The 17,329-nt window shown below is 57.7% G+C and carries 10 protein-coding genes; 1 reads left to right on the forward strand and 9 read right to left on the reverse strand.

Annotated elements, in window-relative coordinates:
• Positions 1-394 precede the first annotated feature (394 nt).
• A complete protein-coding gene (gene amiC / locus H5P17_RS12050) occupies positions 395-1,651 on the reverse strand; it encodes an N-acetylmuramoyl-L-alanine amidase AmiC (RefSeq protein ID WP_044553158.1) in 1,257 nt (418 codons plus the stop codon).
• A gap of 240 nt (positions 1,652-1,891) precedes the next feature.
• On the opposite strand from amiC, the gene argA reads away from it, so the two are divergent.
• Positions 1,892-3,217, forward strand: coding sequence for an amino-acid N-acetyltransferase (gene argA / locus H5P17_RS12055; RefSeq protein ID WP_041414902.1), 1,326 nt, complete (start codon positions 1,892-1,894; stop codon positions 3,215-3,217).
• A 44-nt stretch (positions 3,218-3,261) separates the two neighbouring features.
• Here argA and recD read toward each other — a convergent pair whose 3' ends face one another.
• From recD to H5P17_RS12095, 8 genes are all read right to left on the reverse strand, one after another.
• On the reverse strand, positions 3,262-5,112 hold the full coding sequence (gene recD, locus H5P17_RS12060) for an exodeoxyribonuclease V subunit alpha (RefSeq protein WP_182823124.1): 1,851 nt from the start codon (positions 5,110-5,112) through the stop codon (positions 3,262-3,264).
• A complete protein-coding gene (gene recB / locus H5P17_RS12065) occupies positions 5,109-8,660 on the reverse strand; it encodes an exodeoxyribonuclease V subunit beta (RefSeq protein ID WP_182823126.1) in 3,552 nt (1,183 codons plus the stop codon). Before recB ends, recD begins: the two co-directional genes overlap by 4 nt.
• Complete coding sequence (gene ptrA, locus H5P17_RS12070) at positions 8,657-11,545, reverse strand: pitrilysin (RefSeq protein ID WP_182823274.1); 2,889 nt, start codon at positions 11,543-11,545, stop codon at positions 8,657-8,659. Before ptrA ends, recB begins: the two co-directional genes overlap by 4 nt.
• Positions 11,546-11,855: 310 nt before the next feature.
• Positions 11,856-15,227, reverse strand: coding sequence for an exodeoxyribonuclease V subunit gamma (gene recC / locus H5P17_RS12075; RefSeq protein ID WP_182823128.1), 3,372 nt, complete (start codon positions 15,225-15,227; stop codon positions 11,856-11,858).
• Between the two features lie 33 nt (positions 15,228-15,260).
• A complete protein-coding gene (locus H5P17_RS26640; protein ID WP_370570038.1) occupies positions 15,261-15,635 on the reverse strand; it encodes a prepilin-type N-terminal cleavage/methylation domain-containing protein in 375 nt (124 codons plus the stop codon).
• A complete protein-coding gene (locus H5P17_RS12085) occupies positions 15,625-16,071 on the reverse strand; it encodes a YgdB family protein (RefSeq protein WP_182823130.1) in 447 nt (148 codons plus the stop codon). Before H5P17_RS12085 ends, H5P17_RS26640 begins: the two co-directional genes overlap by 11 nt.
• Positions 16,068-16,646, reverse strand: coding sequence for a prepilin peptidase-dependent protein (locus H5P17_RS12090; RefSeq protein ID WP_182823132.1), 579 nt, complete (start codon positions 16,644-16,646; stop codon positions 16,068-16,070). Before H5P17_RS12090 ends, H5P17_RS12085 begins: the two co-directional genes overlap by 4 nt.
• Complete coding sequence (locus tag H5P17_RS12095; protein ID WP_182823276.1) at positions 16,634-17,140, reverse strand: prepilin peptidase-dependent protein; 507 nt, start codon at positions 17,138-17,140, stop codon at positions 16,634-16,636. Before H5P17_RS12095 ends, H5P17_RS12090 begins: the two co-directional genes overlap by 13 nt.
• Positions 17,141-17,329: the final 189 nt, after the last annotated feature.

Consider the following 17,329-nt stretch of genomic DNA (forward strand, 5'->3'; position numbering starts at 1 on the left):
CATTGACACGGGATATCCTTTTCTTTATGAGATTTAAAAATATATTTTTAAATAAAATATATTTTTTATCTTCTGTCAATTTTCAACGCAAATTTGGCACGTCAGTGTCTTAGAGTGTGATCAGAACGACAAACGAGGCTCCGCAGCCTTGCCGGCCAGAAGGCACCTCACTCGCTATTCGCAAAGGATATGAATGAAAGGTCACTGGCGCTTTTATCGATAACCGCCAGTGAGTCAACAAGAAACGCGGCTGACAGAAAGGGATGCGCCAGTTTCAGGATTAACCAAAGAAGGAGGGCCCCGGCAAAGCATTTGACGTTAGCGCCAATGGCCGGCGTGAATCAGAATAGTGGCTGTAACCGGAAGTGCGGCAGTTCATTCCTGCCGCCTCAGCTTATTTTTGCCCGCGTGCCACTGCCCCGCCGTTAGCAAAATACGCCTTGATTCCCGCCAGAATAGATTCCGCCACCTGCTGCTGGAAATGGGTGGTACGAAGTTTGCGCTCTTCCTCTATGTTGCTGATAAACGCCGTTTCAACCAGGATAGAGGGGATATCCGGCGCCTTTAACACCGCAAAACCGGCCTGATCGACACGATTCTTATGCAAACGGTTAATTTTGCCCATTCGGTTAAGCACTTCCTTGCCGAATTTCAGGCTGTCGTTGATGGTCGCGGTTTGTATCAGGTCAAACATGGTGTGATCCAAATAACGATCGCCGCTTTTGCTGACGCCGCCGATTTGGTCCGATTCGTTTTGGGTCTGCGCCAGGAACTTGGCCGCCGAGCTGGTAGCGCCCTTGGTCGACAGCGCAAATACCGACGAACCGCGCGCGGCACGGTTGGTGAAGGCATCGGCATGAATCGACACGAACAGATCGGCACGCTGCTTGCGTGCCTTAGCTACCCTCACCTTAAGCGGAATGAAGACGTCCTCATTGCGCGTCATAAACACCTTCATGTTGGGCTCACGCTTGATTAAGGTGCTCAGGCGGCGGGCAATCTGCAGTACGATATCTTTTTCACGCGTTTTGAATTTGCCAATCGCCCCGGGATCCTCGCCGCCGTGGCCGGGATCCAGCATGATGACAATCGGCCGATCGCGCCCTGCCTTGCCGGCCTGCGGCGCTTCCGCTGGCAAAGTCCGCTCAAGATCGCCCTTGTTGTAATCTTCCAGTAACGCCAGCAGCGGATCATACTCCTCGCCGCTGCCAGCCTTGCTTGGGTACAGGTCCATCACCAGACGATTGCGGTATTCCGGCACCGGCGCCAACGTAAACATGTGTGGCGTGACGCTGCGTTTAAGCTCCAGCACCAGCCTGACGGTATTTTGATCGAACTGACCAACGCGCGCCTGTTTGAGGTAAGGATCGTCGGCGCGTACCTGGCCGACAATGCCCTTAAGCACGCTGTTGAGCTGCACGCCCTCGATATCCACCACCACGCGATCGGGGTTGGTCAACGCAAACTGTTTGTATTTCAGCTCAACGTTGGATTCGAGCGTCACTCGGGTATAGGTAGAAGAAGGCCAGACACGTACGGCGATGACGTGCGACGAAGCAGCGATGCCTACGCGACTCACACTCAGCAACCAGCTAGCGGCAACCCCCTGCAATAAACGACGGCGGCCCAGATTGTGATTTGAGTTTGGCATGCGACTCCGGCAGTGGTAACAGATTAAAACAGATGAAAAAAACACCAGTAAAACGGGAATGCCGAAAACTTTAACCAATCATTCCGGCGCTGTCATCAGAAAATCTTTTTATGGTTTTTCAATTTATTAACGATTCAGCGCCCTTAGCAAAGAAATAGAGACAATTTCCCACTTGCCATCAGACCAATAAAAGAATAAAAATACAAAAATATCGTATAAATATGCAAAAGAGGTTTGGCCGTGAAGGAACGTAGTACAGAGCTGGTCCAAGGATTCCGTCACTCAGTTCCCTATATCAACGCCCACCGTGGCAAGACGTTTGTCGTCATGCTTGGCGGGGAAGCCATAGAACATGAGAACTTTTCCAACATCGTCAACGATATCGGGCTGCTGCATAGCCTGGGCATTCGTTTGGTGGTGGTCTATGGTGCGCGGCCGCAGATCGACGTCAATCTGGCGCAGCATAATTACGAACCGATTTACCACAAGCATACCCGCGTCACCGACGCCCACACGCTAGAGTTGGTGAAGCAGGCGGCCGGCCTGTTGCAACTGGACATTACCGCCCGGTTATCGATGAGCCTCAACAACACACCGCTGCAGGGTGCGCACATCAACGTGGTCAGCGGTAACTTTATCATTGCTCAACCGCTGGGTATCGATGACGGCGTGGACTACTGCCACAGCGGCCGTATCCGCCGTATCGATGAAGAGGCCATTCATCGTCAGCTCGACAGCAACGCCATCGTGCTGATAGGCCCGGTCGCCGTTTCCGTTACCGGCGAAAGCTTTAACCTGACGTCAGAGGAAGTGGCGACCCAGTTGGCCATCAAGCTGAAAGCCGAGAAGATGATCGGCTTCTGCTCGTCGCAGGGGGTCACCGATCAGGAAGGCAATATCATCTCCGAACTGTTTCCCAACGATGCACAAAAACGCATCGAAGAGCTGGAAGAGAGCGGCGATTACCATTCCGGCACCGTGCGCTTCCTGCGCGGCGCGGTAAAGGCCTGTCGCAGCGGCGTACGCCGCAGCCACCTGATCAGCTATCAGGAAGACGGCGCGCTGGTGCAAGAGTTGTTCTCACGCGATGGTATCGGCACCCAGATCGTCATGGAAAGCGCGGAACAGGTGCGCCGGGCCACGATTAACGACATCGGCGGCATCCTCGAACTGATCCGTCCGCTTGAACAGCAAGGCATTTTGGTTCGCCGCTCGCGTGAGCAGTTGGAAATGGAGATCGACAAGTTCACCATTATTGAACGCGATAACCTGACCATCGCCTGCGCGGCGCTGTATCCGTTCCCGGAAGAGAAAATCGGCGAAATGGCCTGCGTAGCGGTACACCCGGATTACCGCAGCTCATCACGCGGTGAAATGTTGCTGCAGCGGGTGGAGAGTCAGGCGCGCCAGATGGGCCTGCGTAAACTGTTCGTGCTGACCACGCGCAGCATCCACTGGTTCCAGGAGCGTGGTTTCACCCCGGCGGAAGTTGACGTACTGCCAATGCAAAAACAGGCGTTGTACAACTACCAACGCCGTTCCAAAATTCTGCTGGCCGATCTGTAACCCCTGGCGGGCGCAGCATATGAACTGCGCCCCATTTATGTCCCTTACGTCGTTATCTGCAACCGCTCTGCCAAACCACTGCGCCGTTGGGTCGGGGTGCGGATCGCCCGTAGCAAAACGGCTTCGGTGGCATACAGCGAAAGCTGTTTCCGGGCCCGGGTGATCGCGGTATACACCAGTTCGCGGGTGAGCACCGGCAAAAAGTGATTGGGAAGTACCAGTACCGTATGATCGAACTCTGAGCCCTGCGATTTATGCACCGTCATCGCATAGGCGGTTTCATGCGCCGGTAAACGGCTCGGCTGCACCGACTTAATGCTGCCGTCCGGCAGTTGGAAATGAACGCGCAGCTCGCCACTCTCATCTCGCAAAGCAATACCAATATCACCGTTGAATAACCCCAGCGCGCTGTCATTACGCCCAATCATCACCGGACGCCCCGGATACCAACGCCCCGCGGTTCCTGGCTTACGCTGGATCAGACCGGCGCGTTGCAGCCCCGTTTCAATCCGCTCATTTAGCCCGGCAATACCGAATGGCCCCTCTCGTAGCGCGCACAGCACCTGGAATTGGCCAAACGCCGCCAGTATCGTCACCGCGTCGGCACCCGTCGCCACCTGCCGCAGATAATCACGATAGCCCGCCACGCAAGCATCCAATAGCGCCTGATAGTCTTGCGTTTCCGCCAACGGGTACCCCGTAACGTCGCTGAAGTTGCCACCCAGCGCCCAGGCCGCTTTCTTGCCATCCCCGGCATTTACCGCAAAAGCCAGTTGACCAATGCCCGAGTTGGCATCAAAGCGATAGCTCTTGCGCAGCAGGCACAAACTGTCGCGCACGGCCGCCTCGGCCTCGGCACTTTGTCCCTGCAGCAGACAACCGGTCAGCCGCGAGAGCTGCTCCGCCCGTGCCACGCTATAACCTTGCTCGGCAAAGCGGCAGATATCGCCCAGCACCGCGCCAGCCTCAACCGAAGCCAGCTGATCGCGATCGCCCAGGAAAATCACCCGCGCCTTAGCAGGCAAAGCGGCAATCAGGCGCGCCATCATCGGCAGGTCAACCATCGAGGCTTCATCGACCACCAGCACATCCAGATGCAGCGGGTTGCCACGGTGATAACGCATACGCTGGCTGTTGGGCTGAGCGCCTAACAGGCGGTGAAGCGTGGAGGCTTCCGTCGGGAACAGCGCACGTTGCTCAGGCGTTAGCGCCAGTTGCCTGCCGGCGCTGCCTAAGGATTCGGTCAGGCGGGCCGCCGCTTTACCGGTAGGTGCCGCCAACTGAATGCGCAAACGTCGGCCTTCGGCAAGCTGCACCAGCGCGGCCAACAGCTTGGCCACGGTGGTGGTTTTACCGGTGCCCGGCCCGCCGGAAATGACGGCAATGCGCCGCGTGGCGGCCACTGCGGCGGCAATTTTCTGCCAGTCCGGTTCGTCGCTCGCTTCGCCAAATAATTGATCGAGAATGGTGCGGAGCTCGGCTTCTTCAACCGCCTGATGGAGGCTGTCACCGCTGATAAATTCGGCCACCTCGCCTTCGTTCTGCCACATACGCTGCAGGTACAAACGCTGCTGTTGCAACACCATCGGCATCGCCGTGCTGCCATCGCCAACCGCCGCGCTGGCGGACAGACGCTGCTGCCATTCGGTCAGATTGGGTTGCCCGGCCGCCAGCCACACGGCCTGCGCCAGCTCTGGCTGACGCCCGTCAAAAAGATTCTCAGGCAACAACTGTTCCAGCATCAGGCAAACATGGCCGGCACCCGCCTCGGCGCTGAGGCAAGCAGCCGCCAACAAAATATCCGGCTGGTCCGCTGCCGCCACCACGCGGGCAAACTGTAAATCCAGCGGGCGCAGCACGCCGAGTGCCTGCGCCTGTTCCAGTAAAGCTATCATGGCTCATCCTCCGCCGTAATGGCCTCGCCGCTGAACAACCTGTCCATGCCTTCGACTAACGCTTGCTCTGGCCGACAGGCGAAGATGCCGTTGCCTGGATGCTGCGCATCCACCCCGCGCAGGAACAAATAAATCACCCCGCCGAAGTGCCGTTGATAGTCGTAGTCCACCAGCCGATGGCGCAGATAACGGTGCAGCGCCAGAGTATATAACTGATACTGCAGATCGTAACGGTGTTCCGCCATCGCCTGCTCCATCGCCGGCCGGGTATAGGCACTGCTGTCCTCCCCCAACCAGTTGGATTTGTAATCCAGCAGGTAGTACTTCCCCTGCCAGCAGAACACCAGGTCAATAAACCCTTTCAACATTCCCTGCACCTGTTGGAAATCCAGTGCCGGGCAGCGAGCAGAAAGCGGATCGTGGTTTTTCACCAGCGCATCCAGCTCACGGGCCTGCAACAGCCTGTCGATCGGCAGATAGAACTGCAGTTCGGCCTGCTTTTGCTGCGGCGCCAATGCCGACAGCACGACACCGGCATCATTGAGCGGGGTGTTGAGCAACACCTGCATCCACGCCAGCAGTATCGGTTGCCAATGTTCGGCAAAACCTTGCTGTTGCAGTTGCTCGAGCAGCCACAGCTCGTCAAGCGGTTGGGTAAAATCGAGCGTTTCAAACAGGCTGTGCAAGAAAGTCCCCGGGGTAGCACCGCGTGGGAAAGTGTGGGGTGTGAGCGCTGGCTCACTGTTCTGAGCTTGCTCGCCTGCGGCATCAACATCCAGCCGCGGCAATAAATCCTGCATCAGGCCTGCGCCGTGCTGTTGCAAGCCGGTATAGCTGGTCACTCGCCAAAAATCCTGCACCTGACGTGAAAAACCTTTGGCGGCCAGCTCGCTCAATTCCGACGTTTGCGGCAACCAGGGCTGTTCATCCAGCGTGTCGACCAGTGACAGCGCAACGCCTTCCCCGACAAGCTGTTGCAGGCATTGCTGCAGATAGGCCGCATCGCCAGCCTGGCCGGCTTGCACCAGATAACCCAGCGCACTGCGGTGTAAATCGGTATCCCCCTGCTTCTTGCGGGTGCCTTGGATCAGCGGCGCAATACCGATGCTGCAGTGATACACCGAACGGGTCAATGCCACGTACAACAGGCGTAAATCCTCCGCCAGCCGCTCCTCCTCCGCCCATTCGATACTTTCTTCATCGGCGTTGAGGTCAAGCAAAGCCTGGAAGCTCTGGCGATCGTGATACAGCACCTGCTGCTGTTGGCGGAAATTACCGACGAACGGCAGCCACACCAGATCAAATTCCAGCCCCTTGGATTTATGGATGGTGATCACCTGCACCAGATGGCGATCGCTTTCGAGGCGTAACTGTTGGTTGTCAGACTGACGATTGGGTTGGGCAATCTGCTGCGCCAGCCAACGGACCAGCGCATGCTCGCTGTCGAGCTGTGCTGAGGCTTCCTGCAGCAGTTCCCCCAAATGCATCACGTCGGTCAATCGACGCTCGCCACCCTGAGTGGCCAACAGGTTTTCTGCCAGATGGCGCTGCTTCATCACCTCGCGCAACATCGGCAATACTCCCCGGCGCAGCCAGAGGGTGCGGTAGTCGTCAAACTCGTTGACCAGCTTATCCCAGGCACGCTCATCCTGATTCAAACTGTCCAGCACCAATGTGTCCAATCCCATCAATCCGGTCGCCATGGCGCTGCGCAAGGTGCGCTCCTGCTCCGGTGCCAGCACGGCCTGCAGCAACCACAGCAAATCCTTGGCCTCTGGCGTATCAAACACGCTGTCGCGGTTGGACAAGTAAACCGAAGGAATGGCCAGCGCACTGAGCGCATCGCGAACTAACGCCGCCTCGTTACGGCTACGCACCAGCACCGTAATGTCTGAAGCCTGCACCGCCCGGCGTTTATCACCATCCACCAGCCAAGCCTGCTGCTGTTGCCCGGCGCTTAGCCAGTCACGGATTTGCGTGGCGCACAGGCGCGCCATCAGTTGTTGGTACTCACTAACGCCAACACCTTCTCCCTGCTGCAGCCAGAATTGCATTGCCGGTTGCGGTTGGTTTTGCAGTTCAAAAGCCAAGCCCCGGTTTTTTGCGGCGGCGGCCACGTCGATAAAGGGAATTTGGCTGAACAGGAAGGGTTTTTCCACCTGAGCAAACAGATGGTTAACGCTGCCGACCATTGCCGGTGACGAGCGCCAGTTGGTCTCAAGCGTATAGTGGGCGCTTACCTCTGAACGGGCTCGCATATAGGTAAAGATATCGGCGCCACGGAAGGCATAAATCGCCTGTTTCGGATCGCCGATCAGCAGCAGGCCGCATTCGGGTCGGCCAACGTAAAGCTTTTGGAAGATGCGGTATTGCTGCGGATCGGTATCCTGGAATTCATCGATCATCGCCACCGGATAACGCTGACGGATCGCCTGCGCTAAGCGATCGCCGCCTTCACTGTGCAGTGCCGTGTCCAGACGGCTTAACAGATCGTCAAAGCCGAGTTCAGCCCTTTGGCGTTTTTCTTGCTGAATGGAGAGGCGTATCTCGCTCAATGCCCGCGCCATAATCAAATCACGCAGCGTCAGCGGCTCATCAAAGAGTTCGTCGATTGCCACAAACAACGGATGACGCGGCGGCTCGCCTTTTTTAGTTTTATCCAACAGCACCGACTGGCGGAACTTGTCGAGCTCTTTCGGTAGCTGGTAATCCTGCGTTTCCAGCGCGACCCATTCGCCGACCTTATGCAGCCAGTTGGGCAGGTGCTTGCTGCTGTAGCTACGCTTGTCAACGCCGGACTGGCTGATTAACGCTTCCAGATCGCTGGCTGTCGCCCCCCACTGAGCTTTAATGGCGTCAATACGCGCCACGATTTGCTCATGGCGCATCAGCACCGTTTCGTCCTCTTTCGGCGGTCGTCGCAACAGCGGCGCTTCGCCATGCAAATAACCGGAGAGATCGGCCAGTAGTGCTTCCGGGCCGCTCCATTCCTGGCTGACCGCCCGGGCCACGCCCAGCGGCAACGGGTAACAATGGCGACGCCAAAAATCCGCACAGGCCTGGCGACGCAGCGGCAACTCATCCTGAACCAGCGTTTGCTCAAACAGAATGCCGGACTCGAAGGCGTTGTGGGTCAGCATACGCTGACAAAAACCGTGAATGGTGTATATCGCCGCTTCGTCCATCTGCCGCTCGGCCGCCAACAGCTGCGCAGCGGCGTCGGGCAGATCTTTAATCTCCGCCATCAGCGAGGTAAATAACGGATCCTTGCTGCGGCCACGGACGCAGGCAATACGCAACCCGTGGATATTGCTGCGAATACGCCCACGCAACTCCTCGGTGGCGGCCTCGGTAAAGGTCACCACCAGGATCTCCTCTACCGTCAACGGCCGGGAAAAAGCCGCCGCCTGGCCCAGACCAAGCAGCAGGCGCAGATACAGCGCCCCGATGGTAAAGGTCTTGCCGGTCCCCGCCGAGGCTTCTATCAACCGTTCGCCAAACAGCGGCAACGTTAGCGGGTCAAGCCGCTGCGGGGCCGTTTCCGTCATGGCGTAGCGACCTTACGCGGCAGAGTTTGCTGCAGTGCGGACGCATTAGGATAAGTCACCCAGTCCGGCTGCACGGCATAATCGGCCTTCTCCTGGCCGCTGCCGCTCACCTGCGACAACACCGCCAGGCCCTGAGGCTGGATCACCGCCTGATGGAAATAGTCCGCCAATTTGACCGGCGTCAGCTGTTTGATCTGCTCAATCAGCTTATGACGGGTATCAAACGCGAAATTACCGCGATCGAAGTCATTGGCAAAACGGCCAGCCTCTTCACTCAGGGTTTGCGGGCGCTGTTTCAACTCGTTGATCATCGCCTGCTTGTACTGTTCGAAGTCGGCCGGTTTCATCTCACGCAGGCGTTTTTCGGTTTTCGGGTAGAAATCCTGATAGCGCTGATACAGATATGCCGGCTGCTTGCTGTTGCTTTGCAACAGGAAACCAATCCCCCACTGCCGCCCTACGGACATCGGGAAAGCAAATACCGCATAGCCCAATTGCTCCTGGGTACGCAGTTGGCTGTAGAACCACGGCTGAATAATCTGCCCCAACAGCGAGCTGTAGGCCATGCCGGTCACTTCGTCATAGCCGGTCGGCACATAGACCGCTGCCAGCGCCGAGTCGGTGCTGCTGCCGGCACGCTGCAGGTTGGCCAGCTGTTTTTTAGCCACTTCAACGTCTTCGCCGTGCCACCATTCAATGCCGGTGCACCCCAGACGGTGTTTCAACGTGGAGGCCAGCGTGTCCACCTGTTGCTTGCTCATATTGCCCACCACCAGCAATTCCGGCGTCGCTTCCGCCAACAGGCTGTCGCGGTAGGCCAGCACGTCTTTCAGCGTCAGGGTTTTCAGCACCTCACGGCGCTCGCTGCGTTCGGAGTACGGCACGCGGGAAACCATCTGCACCGGCTGAATCGCCAATTCGAAAGCTTTGCCCTTCTCGGCAGAATCCAGTTGCTCCAAATACCAGGATTTGGCCTGTGCCAGTTGGTCTTCCGTCGGCGTGAAGCTGGAGTACCCCTCAATCAACGACGTCAGCAACTGCGGCAGACGCTGAGTGAAGCCGTTGGCGTTGAATTGCAGACCGTTGTTCGGTGAAGTAGAGAAACTAAGTCCGCCCACCGAGGCCTGATAGCTCAGCTGATCCAGCGAAATTCCCGCCAGATAGTCGGTCAACGAGAACAGCACCTGGTTGCGCGCCGAGTCCATGGTTTTTGCATTGCGGAATGCCACTGTAACGTCGGCTTTAGGTTCGTCGGCAAAGTAGCGGCTCGGCATATACAACACGCGCAGGCCCGATTGATCGACCACCATCTCCGGTTTTTTGAATTCGTGCGAAGGCTTGGTCAGGCTGAAATCATCAGGAATATACGGGTTCAAGGCCGGCAACGACAGGCTGATCCCCTTGCCCAATTGCTGCCACTGCTCAAAACGCTGCGGCGTGATCTTATCGACCTGATAAGGCGCATTGACGAAGTAAGCCGTTTTGTTGTGGGGCTCATTCGGGCTGACAAACCAGATACGCGCATTTTGCGGCGTCATGGCGTCCAGACGCTCGGCAATCGCTTTGGCGTCATAGCGATCGGCCAGGTAAGGCGCATCCAGCGTATGTTCGACCGGCACGCGCAGCATGGTATCCACCAACCATTCGATATAGTCCATATCACGGGTGATCGAGGGATAGCGGAAATCCAGATTCAGTACGTGGGAGATCTCATCAAAGTAGCTCTGCTTGATGCCTTCGCTGCGCAACATTTTCAGGTAGTTGAAGATAGCCGCGACCACCTCGTCACGTTTGGCCAGGCCTTTATCGGTCAGCGAAACGCTGATCGAAAACACCCCGCCGTTGCGATCCACCATAGGATCGGCCCCGGCATTGATTGCATCCGCCAGCCCTTGCTTCTGCAGCCAGTCCGACAGCGTGTTTTGGCTGCGGTTGCCAATCAGGTAACCGATATAGGTGTCAGTTTTACTGCGGAACTCAGCGCTGTTGTTGTCGATGCGGAACTCGACCTTCAACTGCTTGCGCGGCTGGGCCGGCACATAGTGAATAATGATCCCCTGCTGCTCAGGCGTGACGGCCGGCACGGTTATCGGCGGTACGCTGGCATCATGGTTAGGCACGCGGCCAAAGGTTTTGGCCGCCAGTTCAGCCAATGCCGGCAAGGGTTGGTTACTGTACAACACCCCCATCATCAGATTGGCGGAATAATAGCGTTGATAGAATGCCGTTAGCTCGTCGTGCAGCTTGCTACCGGGCTTGTCTTTCAGAGTATCGAGATTACCGCCGGAGAAGCGCGCGCTTGGGTGAGCCGGGTTCAGCGTCTCCGCCCCGACCTGCGCCATGCGCATACCGTCCCGTGAACGCGCCATCGTCAGTTCGGCATTCACTGCATTGCGTTCGCGATCGGCATTGCCGGGATCCAATATCGGCTCGGCGATAGCATCCGCCATGCGGTCTACCGCCGGGGCCAACGCATCGTTTTCCACTTCCAGATAGAATGCGGTGCGGTAAGAGGCGGTGCTGGCGTTATGGCTGCCGCCGTGTTTCTTCAGAAACTCCGACAGATTCTCCGGCTGCGGGTAGCGCTTGGATCCCATCAGCACCATGTGCTCCAGGTAGTGCGCCAGCCCAAGCTGGCTGTTCGGATCCTCCAGCGAGCCCACCGGCAGCGCCAGCGCCGCCAGCGATTTTGGTGCCTGGGCATCGGACACCAGCAGCACGGTCATGCCGTTCGTCAACTTGATCGCCTGATACTGTCGCGGATCGTGATCGCTTTTGTTGATCTTCTCCGCCAGCGGTTGCCATCCCTGTGCGGCCCAGCTCAACGGTGCCCAAAACATAACCAATAATACTAACCCGGTGATGCGGGCCAACTGTCTGCGCATATCCAAAATAAACCCCTATTCTGACGCCATCGCGCCAAATCCCTGACGTTGACGGCGTACATCAAAACAACACAATCAAAATCTGTACCCTATGAATTTCAAGCTGCGGCTAGGCGGCCAGCTCACTCATCCCCAGGCGCTTACTTTAGTAAGTAACTGGGGTGAGTTAGTGCAGGTAACAACGCTGCAGCTTGAAAGGCGACGGGTCTATATGCTTGTACGTTATGTCAGACCAGAGCTGACCCCGATAGTTGAATATAACCCTAAATATTTTTACCACCTCCCGGCAATCAGTACCACCGGGGGATTGTTACCCAAGGTTATGCCGCGCAACCGGCAGCAGGTAACGCTCTGTTTCGGCCAGAATTTGCGCTAAATAAGTATTATCCAACTGCCGGAAGACACGTTGCACATAAGGGTCCTCACCTTCTCCCGGAATGCGCTGATCGCCCTGCCAGGTCTGCAGCAGCTTGGCTCGAGCCTTGATTTGCACGTCCTCATCCCAGTCAATCTGCTGCGTTTCCGGCTGGTAACATTGGCTCAGCCAAGCCCAGCCGCTTTTGTTCAGCAACAGCAACGGCTGACACAGACCTCGCTGATAACCGGCCACCAGTTCAGCCAGTTGTTCGCGGGCATCTTGCGCGCTCAGGGCGGCAAAACGCCAGGCTGCCCCTTTGCGACCGTAAATACGGCTTTCCCCTGTGCCACCGGCACAGCAGTACACCAGGTGCTCCAGCCACAGCAATATCCCATCGACGGCCGACAGGGTGGATGGCCGCCAACGCAACAGTCCATCTTCCTGAACCTGATGCAACCAGCCGCTAATGCGCACGTCGGCGATGTCGATATCCAGTTCCAGACTGTGCCCCTCACTGCGCTCTGCCCGCACCTGCTCAGCCAGTTCAGCCATCTCTTCCTGCTGCTTCTGCCAATAAATTTCACCGAATGGGCCAAAAGGCAATCCGCCGGCGGCACGAACCCGCTGAAACAGGCGAGTGGCGTCTTCACCATCAATCAGGGTATTCAGCAGCTGGCTATTGAACTGATAGCGGCTGAGATTATCCAGGGTAAAGGGCTCTTCATCCGGCAGTTCGGTTTCTTCCAGAATGAAACTGACCCCCAGGCGAAGTTGGAAGAAGGCGCGGATAGGATGGCGATAGAATCGCAGCAAGTCATCCAGCAAGATCTGGGTCTGCGCTTCCGGCAACAGTGGCTGATTAAACGGCGGATGAGCAGCCCCTTTTCCGTCGGCGGCCGGCAGCCATTCCGCGGCGTAGCTCTGATCTTCGGTTCCGGGCAGGAAGTTCTCGGCGGCAAACGGCATGCGCGAGTGCCAGTTAAGCAAGTGCTCACCCACCCGTTGCGCGCTGCCATCCGCGTCCAATGCCTCATCCCCCGGCAGGCAGTAGCTCTGTTCAAGGTATTCCAGCAGTTCGGTCACCAGCACCGAGGGATAACGTTCGCTGTTATCCTGAATGGAACGGCCAATAAAGCTGATATACAGCCGTTGCTGCGCCGACAGTATCGCCTCCAGAAACAGATAGCGGTCATCGTCACGGCGGCTACGATCGCCGCGCTTGACCTGCTGCGCCATCAGATCAAAGCCTAACGGCGGCAACGTACGCGGATAAACACCGTCGTTCATGCCCAGCAGGCAAACCACCTTGAACGGGATGGAGCGCATGGGCATCAGGGTACAGAAATTGATTTGCCCGGCGAGGAAACGCTGGCTGATCCGCTCCTGATCGAGGCGCGACGCCAGTTCATCTCGCAGGATGGACAGCGGCACCTCATCGGGATAACGGGCCGCCAATCCGAACTCGAACAGCTTGTTCCACTGCTGCTCAATCAGCGCCATCACCACTTCGGTTTCATCGTCCTGCTCAAAGAAGGTCTCCAGCAGTTGGCGGCACAACGGCTGCCATTCCGGCAGGGTACGCAGTTGCCCCAGCCGTTGCCGCCAGAGGCTCAAGGCCGCCAGCAGCTCAGCTAACTGCCCAGCCAGCTCGGCGACCAATCCGCTCGACTCGTCGTAGGGCAAGACCCCCTGCCAGTCACCGGCATTGCTGTCCATGGCGTAGCCCAACAGCATGCGCGTAATGCCAAATTGCCAGGTGTGTTGCCCGGTGGCGGGCAAATCCAGTTCACGAACGTTGTCGTCATCCAGGCCCCAGCGTACGCCGGATTCACCCACCCAGTGGCGCAACAGACGCAAGCCCTCTTCCCGGATGGAGAATCGCGCCGCCAGTGCTGGCACCTCCAGCAGCGCCAGCACCTGCTCTGAGGTAAAGCGGCTCTGCGGCAGATCCAACAGTGAGATAAACGCCTGCAGCGCCGGGTGGGCCTGGCTGGCTTTGCGGTCTGAAATGGCAAACGGCAGGTAGCGTTCCGGAGAAGCATTGCCGAATACCGCCTGGATATAAGGCGTGTAATTGTCGATGTCCGCCACCATCACAATGATATCGCGCGGCGTCAGCTCGGGGTCGTCCGCCAACATGCTCAATAACCGATCGTGCAACACCTCGACTTCACGCTGCGGGCTGTGGCAAGCGTGCAGGCTGATGGAGCGATCGGCAGGATCCAGTTGTCGTTTGGTGGCGCTGCTTTCCAGCGTTTCCGGCGTGGTGCCGATAACCGCACTGTTCTTCAGCTCCAGCATATCGTACTGAATGCCATGCAGCAGGTTGTCCGCAGGGATATCGACAAATGCGAAAACTTCCTGCGCGGATTCGATCTGCGACAGTAAAAAGTGGTGGTCGCGTCCCAACTTGCCCCATGAGGCCAACAGCGGGTTCGGCAGGTCTTGCTCTCCGGCTTCATTAAACAGTGCGGCGGCATTATCAGGATCTTTGAATAACGCATATTCGGTTTGATCCTGATAATGGCGTCGTTTGCGGCTCTGCAATTTCGCCAGGAATGATTGGCTCTGAATATCCCCCCAGTAGTAGCGGCACGGGTTAGTGAACATCAGGTGAACATCAATGTGCCTGCCCAGCGCCTGGAGGGCTTCCAGATAGACCGGCGGCAATGCCGAAATGCCGCAGATAAAGACCCGTGGCGGCAATCCTGCCGGGGGCTGCTGCGCCTTTTCCAGCTCGTTGATAAAACGGCGATACAGGTTGGCGCGATGCCATTCCGGCTGCCCCAATTCCGCGGTGTACTCTACCAGGCGCGCCCACAGCGGAGCCTGCCATTGCTGCGCTTCCGCCAGTCCGTCAACGCGTTCGCCCTTCTGCCAGCTTTCCAGCCATTGCGGGCGATACACCAGGTATTGGTCAAACAGGTCTGCCACCCGACCGGCCAGCTGATGAATTTTACGTTTGTCGCCGTCGTCGGTGAGGTAATGCTGCAGCGGCGCAAATTCGGGCTGGGTGAGTAAATCGGGCAGCAGCCACATCAGCTTCCAGGTCATCGCGTCTTTGCTGAAGGCGCTCTCTTTCGGGATACCCGGTAACACCCGGGTAAACATGTCCCAGATGAAGGTAGCCGGCAGGGGGAAAGCGATGTTGGCGGCGATGCCGAACTGCTCCGCCAGCTGCATCTGCAACCACTGTGCCATACCGGGGCTCTGCACCAGCACCACTTCCTGTTGGAAAGGATCGGCCAAGGGCTCCCTGGCTATCAAAATGCTGGTCAGCGTTTTTAACACGTCCAACTGATTGGAGTGATAAACCTTAAACATTGGGCGCTCCCTTAAAACAAAATATGTGCCGGATCACTGGCGCATGCAGTACCAACGACTGAGTTCCGCCCACTGGCGTTGGGGCGTTTGTATTCTTACCACTAATCGCTGGCAGGCAGCCTGTGGGCTGCTCAAGCCGGTCTCACGCCGCCAGCCGAGTGCCAGTGGCGGCAGCCCGGCATCCGTGCGCCCGGTAGCGGCGAACACTTCCAGATGCTGATGCGCCAACGACCACGCCTGTCGATACTGCCACTGACGCTGGAACGACTGCAACAGCACCTGATGATACTGTAACAACCCCAGCAGCGACACCGCGAACAGCAACGCGGCAATCAGGACCTCCGGCAAGCTGAAGCCCCGCTGACGCCATAAGGTTGCGTCAGAGGCATCCGTTGGGTTAATCCTCACAGTCCGCCTGCTTTTTTTCAGGGCAAAAATCCAGCCACCCGCCGGTTTCTGCCCTGAGCGCAATCTCTCCGGCTGCGCCCTCAGGTTTGGTCCGTTGATATAACCGCAAAGGCTCTGCGCCATTCATCGGTGCTTCACCACGCAGCAGGACAATGCCCGCCTGGGAGGATAATTTTGCGCAGGCGCGTAGCGCATCGGCTTGCCGGCACCACCAGCCACTGACGCTCAGTTGCCCGCGAGGCCAGGTCTGGGCCACCCCCCAACTGAGCGCCGAAGCGGCCTGATTGTAAGCCCGTAAATAGCGCTTCTCGTCGGTCGCCAGCAGCAAAGCGCTATCCAGTTGCCGGTGCTGGGCATTCAACAGCATCAGCCCCATCACCAACAGCATCATCACGGCCGCCAGAGTACTGCCGCCCCGCTCTGCGCCGGCGCTCATGGCAGCGAAGCCATATTGACCGCCCAGACCAGGCTGCGACGTATGCCATCGTCCGCTTTCGAACGGCCACTCAGCGCCAGCGCAGCCCAGGTTTTACCGCTGTCACCCAGATGCGTCTTGATGCTGAAGGCTTCGATGCGCACTTCGTCGTTATCGAGCAGGCGTTCCCAGCCACCGCCCCGACAATGGTTCACACCCCGCTGCCCTTCCAACATTCCCTGACGCAGGCGATAACCGAAATAGTCGGCATCAGCGCCGGAATCCTCCCAACGACCATTACGGCTGATGTCATAGGCGACTATCACGCAACTGCCCGCTGCTTCTCCGGGAAGGTGGCTAATCAGTATCGGCTGCCCACGGCACTGCCCGGCGCAGAAACCGGCTCGACGCAGATCTTTCTCAATGCCAAAGGCCAACTGCCGCAATACCGATTCCAGCCGGTAGTGCCTGCCGACATCGACACTGTGCTGACGCAACACCGGATAGGTTTTGGCGGCAGCAAGCGTAATCAGGCTGCCAAAGGTTAATGCCAGCATGACCTCCGGCAGCGTAAAACCCCGCTCTAAGGCTGACATAGCGCAATCCCCCTTATGCTCATCCCTTCACTGCACAGCCGCAGCCGCCCCTTGGCAGACAACACCAGTCTCAGGCTGCCTGCACCGTTGCTGAGCACCATATGCCCCGCCTGCGCGTTATTGCGCAGGCCATAAAACCCCATATCTTTTTGGGTGTGGCCCGCCAGCCGCACATCAGGGTAGTGCGGCTTGAAGATGTCATCGTCGAATGCAGCGCAATTCACAGGCGTTTGACCTTCGCCGATACACCAGGCCGTTCCGGGTTTAATCCCCAGCAGCGCCGTGCGGTTGTGCCAATTGGCATCAGCCTGCAACCGGTTGAGAAAAGCCAGCAGTTGTTGTGCGGTGTGTTCCAACCGCAAAGCCTGCTGATAATGACGCCAGTGGCTGACGCCCCAGCCCGTCAGCAGACCCGCCAGGGTAATCACCACCAGCAGTTCTATCAGCGTCATGCCGCGCTGGCCATCGGGGTTAAAATTCATCTCGTCGTTCATGCCGGCCAGTGTAATCAGGCGCACAACAGGATAAAGGGGGGCTTTTCGGCCCTGAAGCGCACCGCGCAGGCTTTCTATGCAATAGATGAACAAGCACAACAAAATGCGATGCAGTGCGCAGAGAGGGAACGGCAGGAAAAGATAAGGGCGCAACCTGTGCGCCCTCGGGGATAACCTATGCGGGAAAAG

Source organism: Serratia sp. OS31 (assembly GCF_014164835.1).
GTDB classification, from domain to species: Bacteria; Pseudomonadota; Gammaproteobacteria; order Enterobacterales; family Enterobacteriaceae; genus Serratia; species Serratia liquefaciens_A.

Coding starts and splice junctions, on each gene's coding strand:
- amiC (WP_044553158.1), bottom strand. CDS start 1,651: ATGCCAAACTCAAATCACAATCTGGGCCGCCGTCGTTTATTGCAGGGG.
- recD (WP_182823124.1), bottom strand. CDS start 5,112: ATGATAGCTTTACTGGAACAGGCGCAGGCACTCGGCGTGCTGCGCCCG.
- recB (WP_182823126.1), bottom strand. CDS start 8,660: ATGACGGAAACGGCCCCGCAGCGGCTTGACCCGCTAACGTTGCCGCTG.
- ptrA (WP_182823274.1), bottom strand. CDS start 11,545: ATGCGCAGACAGTTGGCCCGCATCACCGGGTTAGTATTATTGGTTATG.
- recC (WP_182823128.1), bottom strand. CDS start 15,227: ATGTTTAAGGTTTATCACTCCAATCAGTTGGACGTGTTAAAAACGCTG.
- H5P17_RS12085 (WP_182823130.1), bottom strand. CDS start 16,071: ATGAGCGCCGGCGCAGAGCGGGGCGGCAGTACTCTGGCGGCCGTGATG.
- H5P17_RS12090 (WP_182823132.1), bottom strand. CDS start 16,646: ATGTCAGCCTTAGAGCGGGGTTTTACGCTGCCGGAGGTCATGCTGGCA.
- H5P17_RS12095 (WP_182823276.1), bottom strand. CDS start 17,140: ATGAACGACGAGATGAATTTTAACCCCGATGGCCAGCGCGGCATGACG.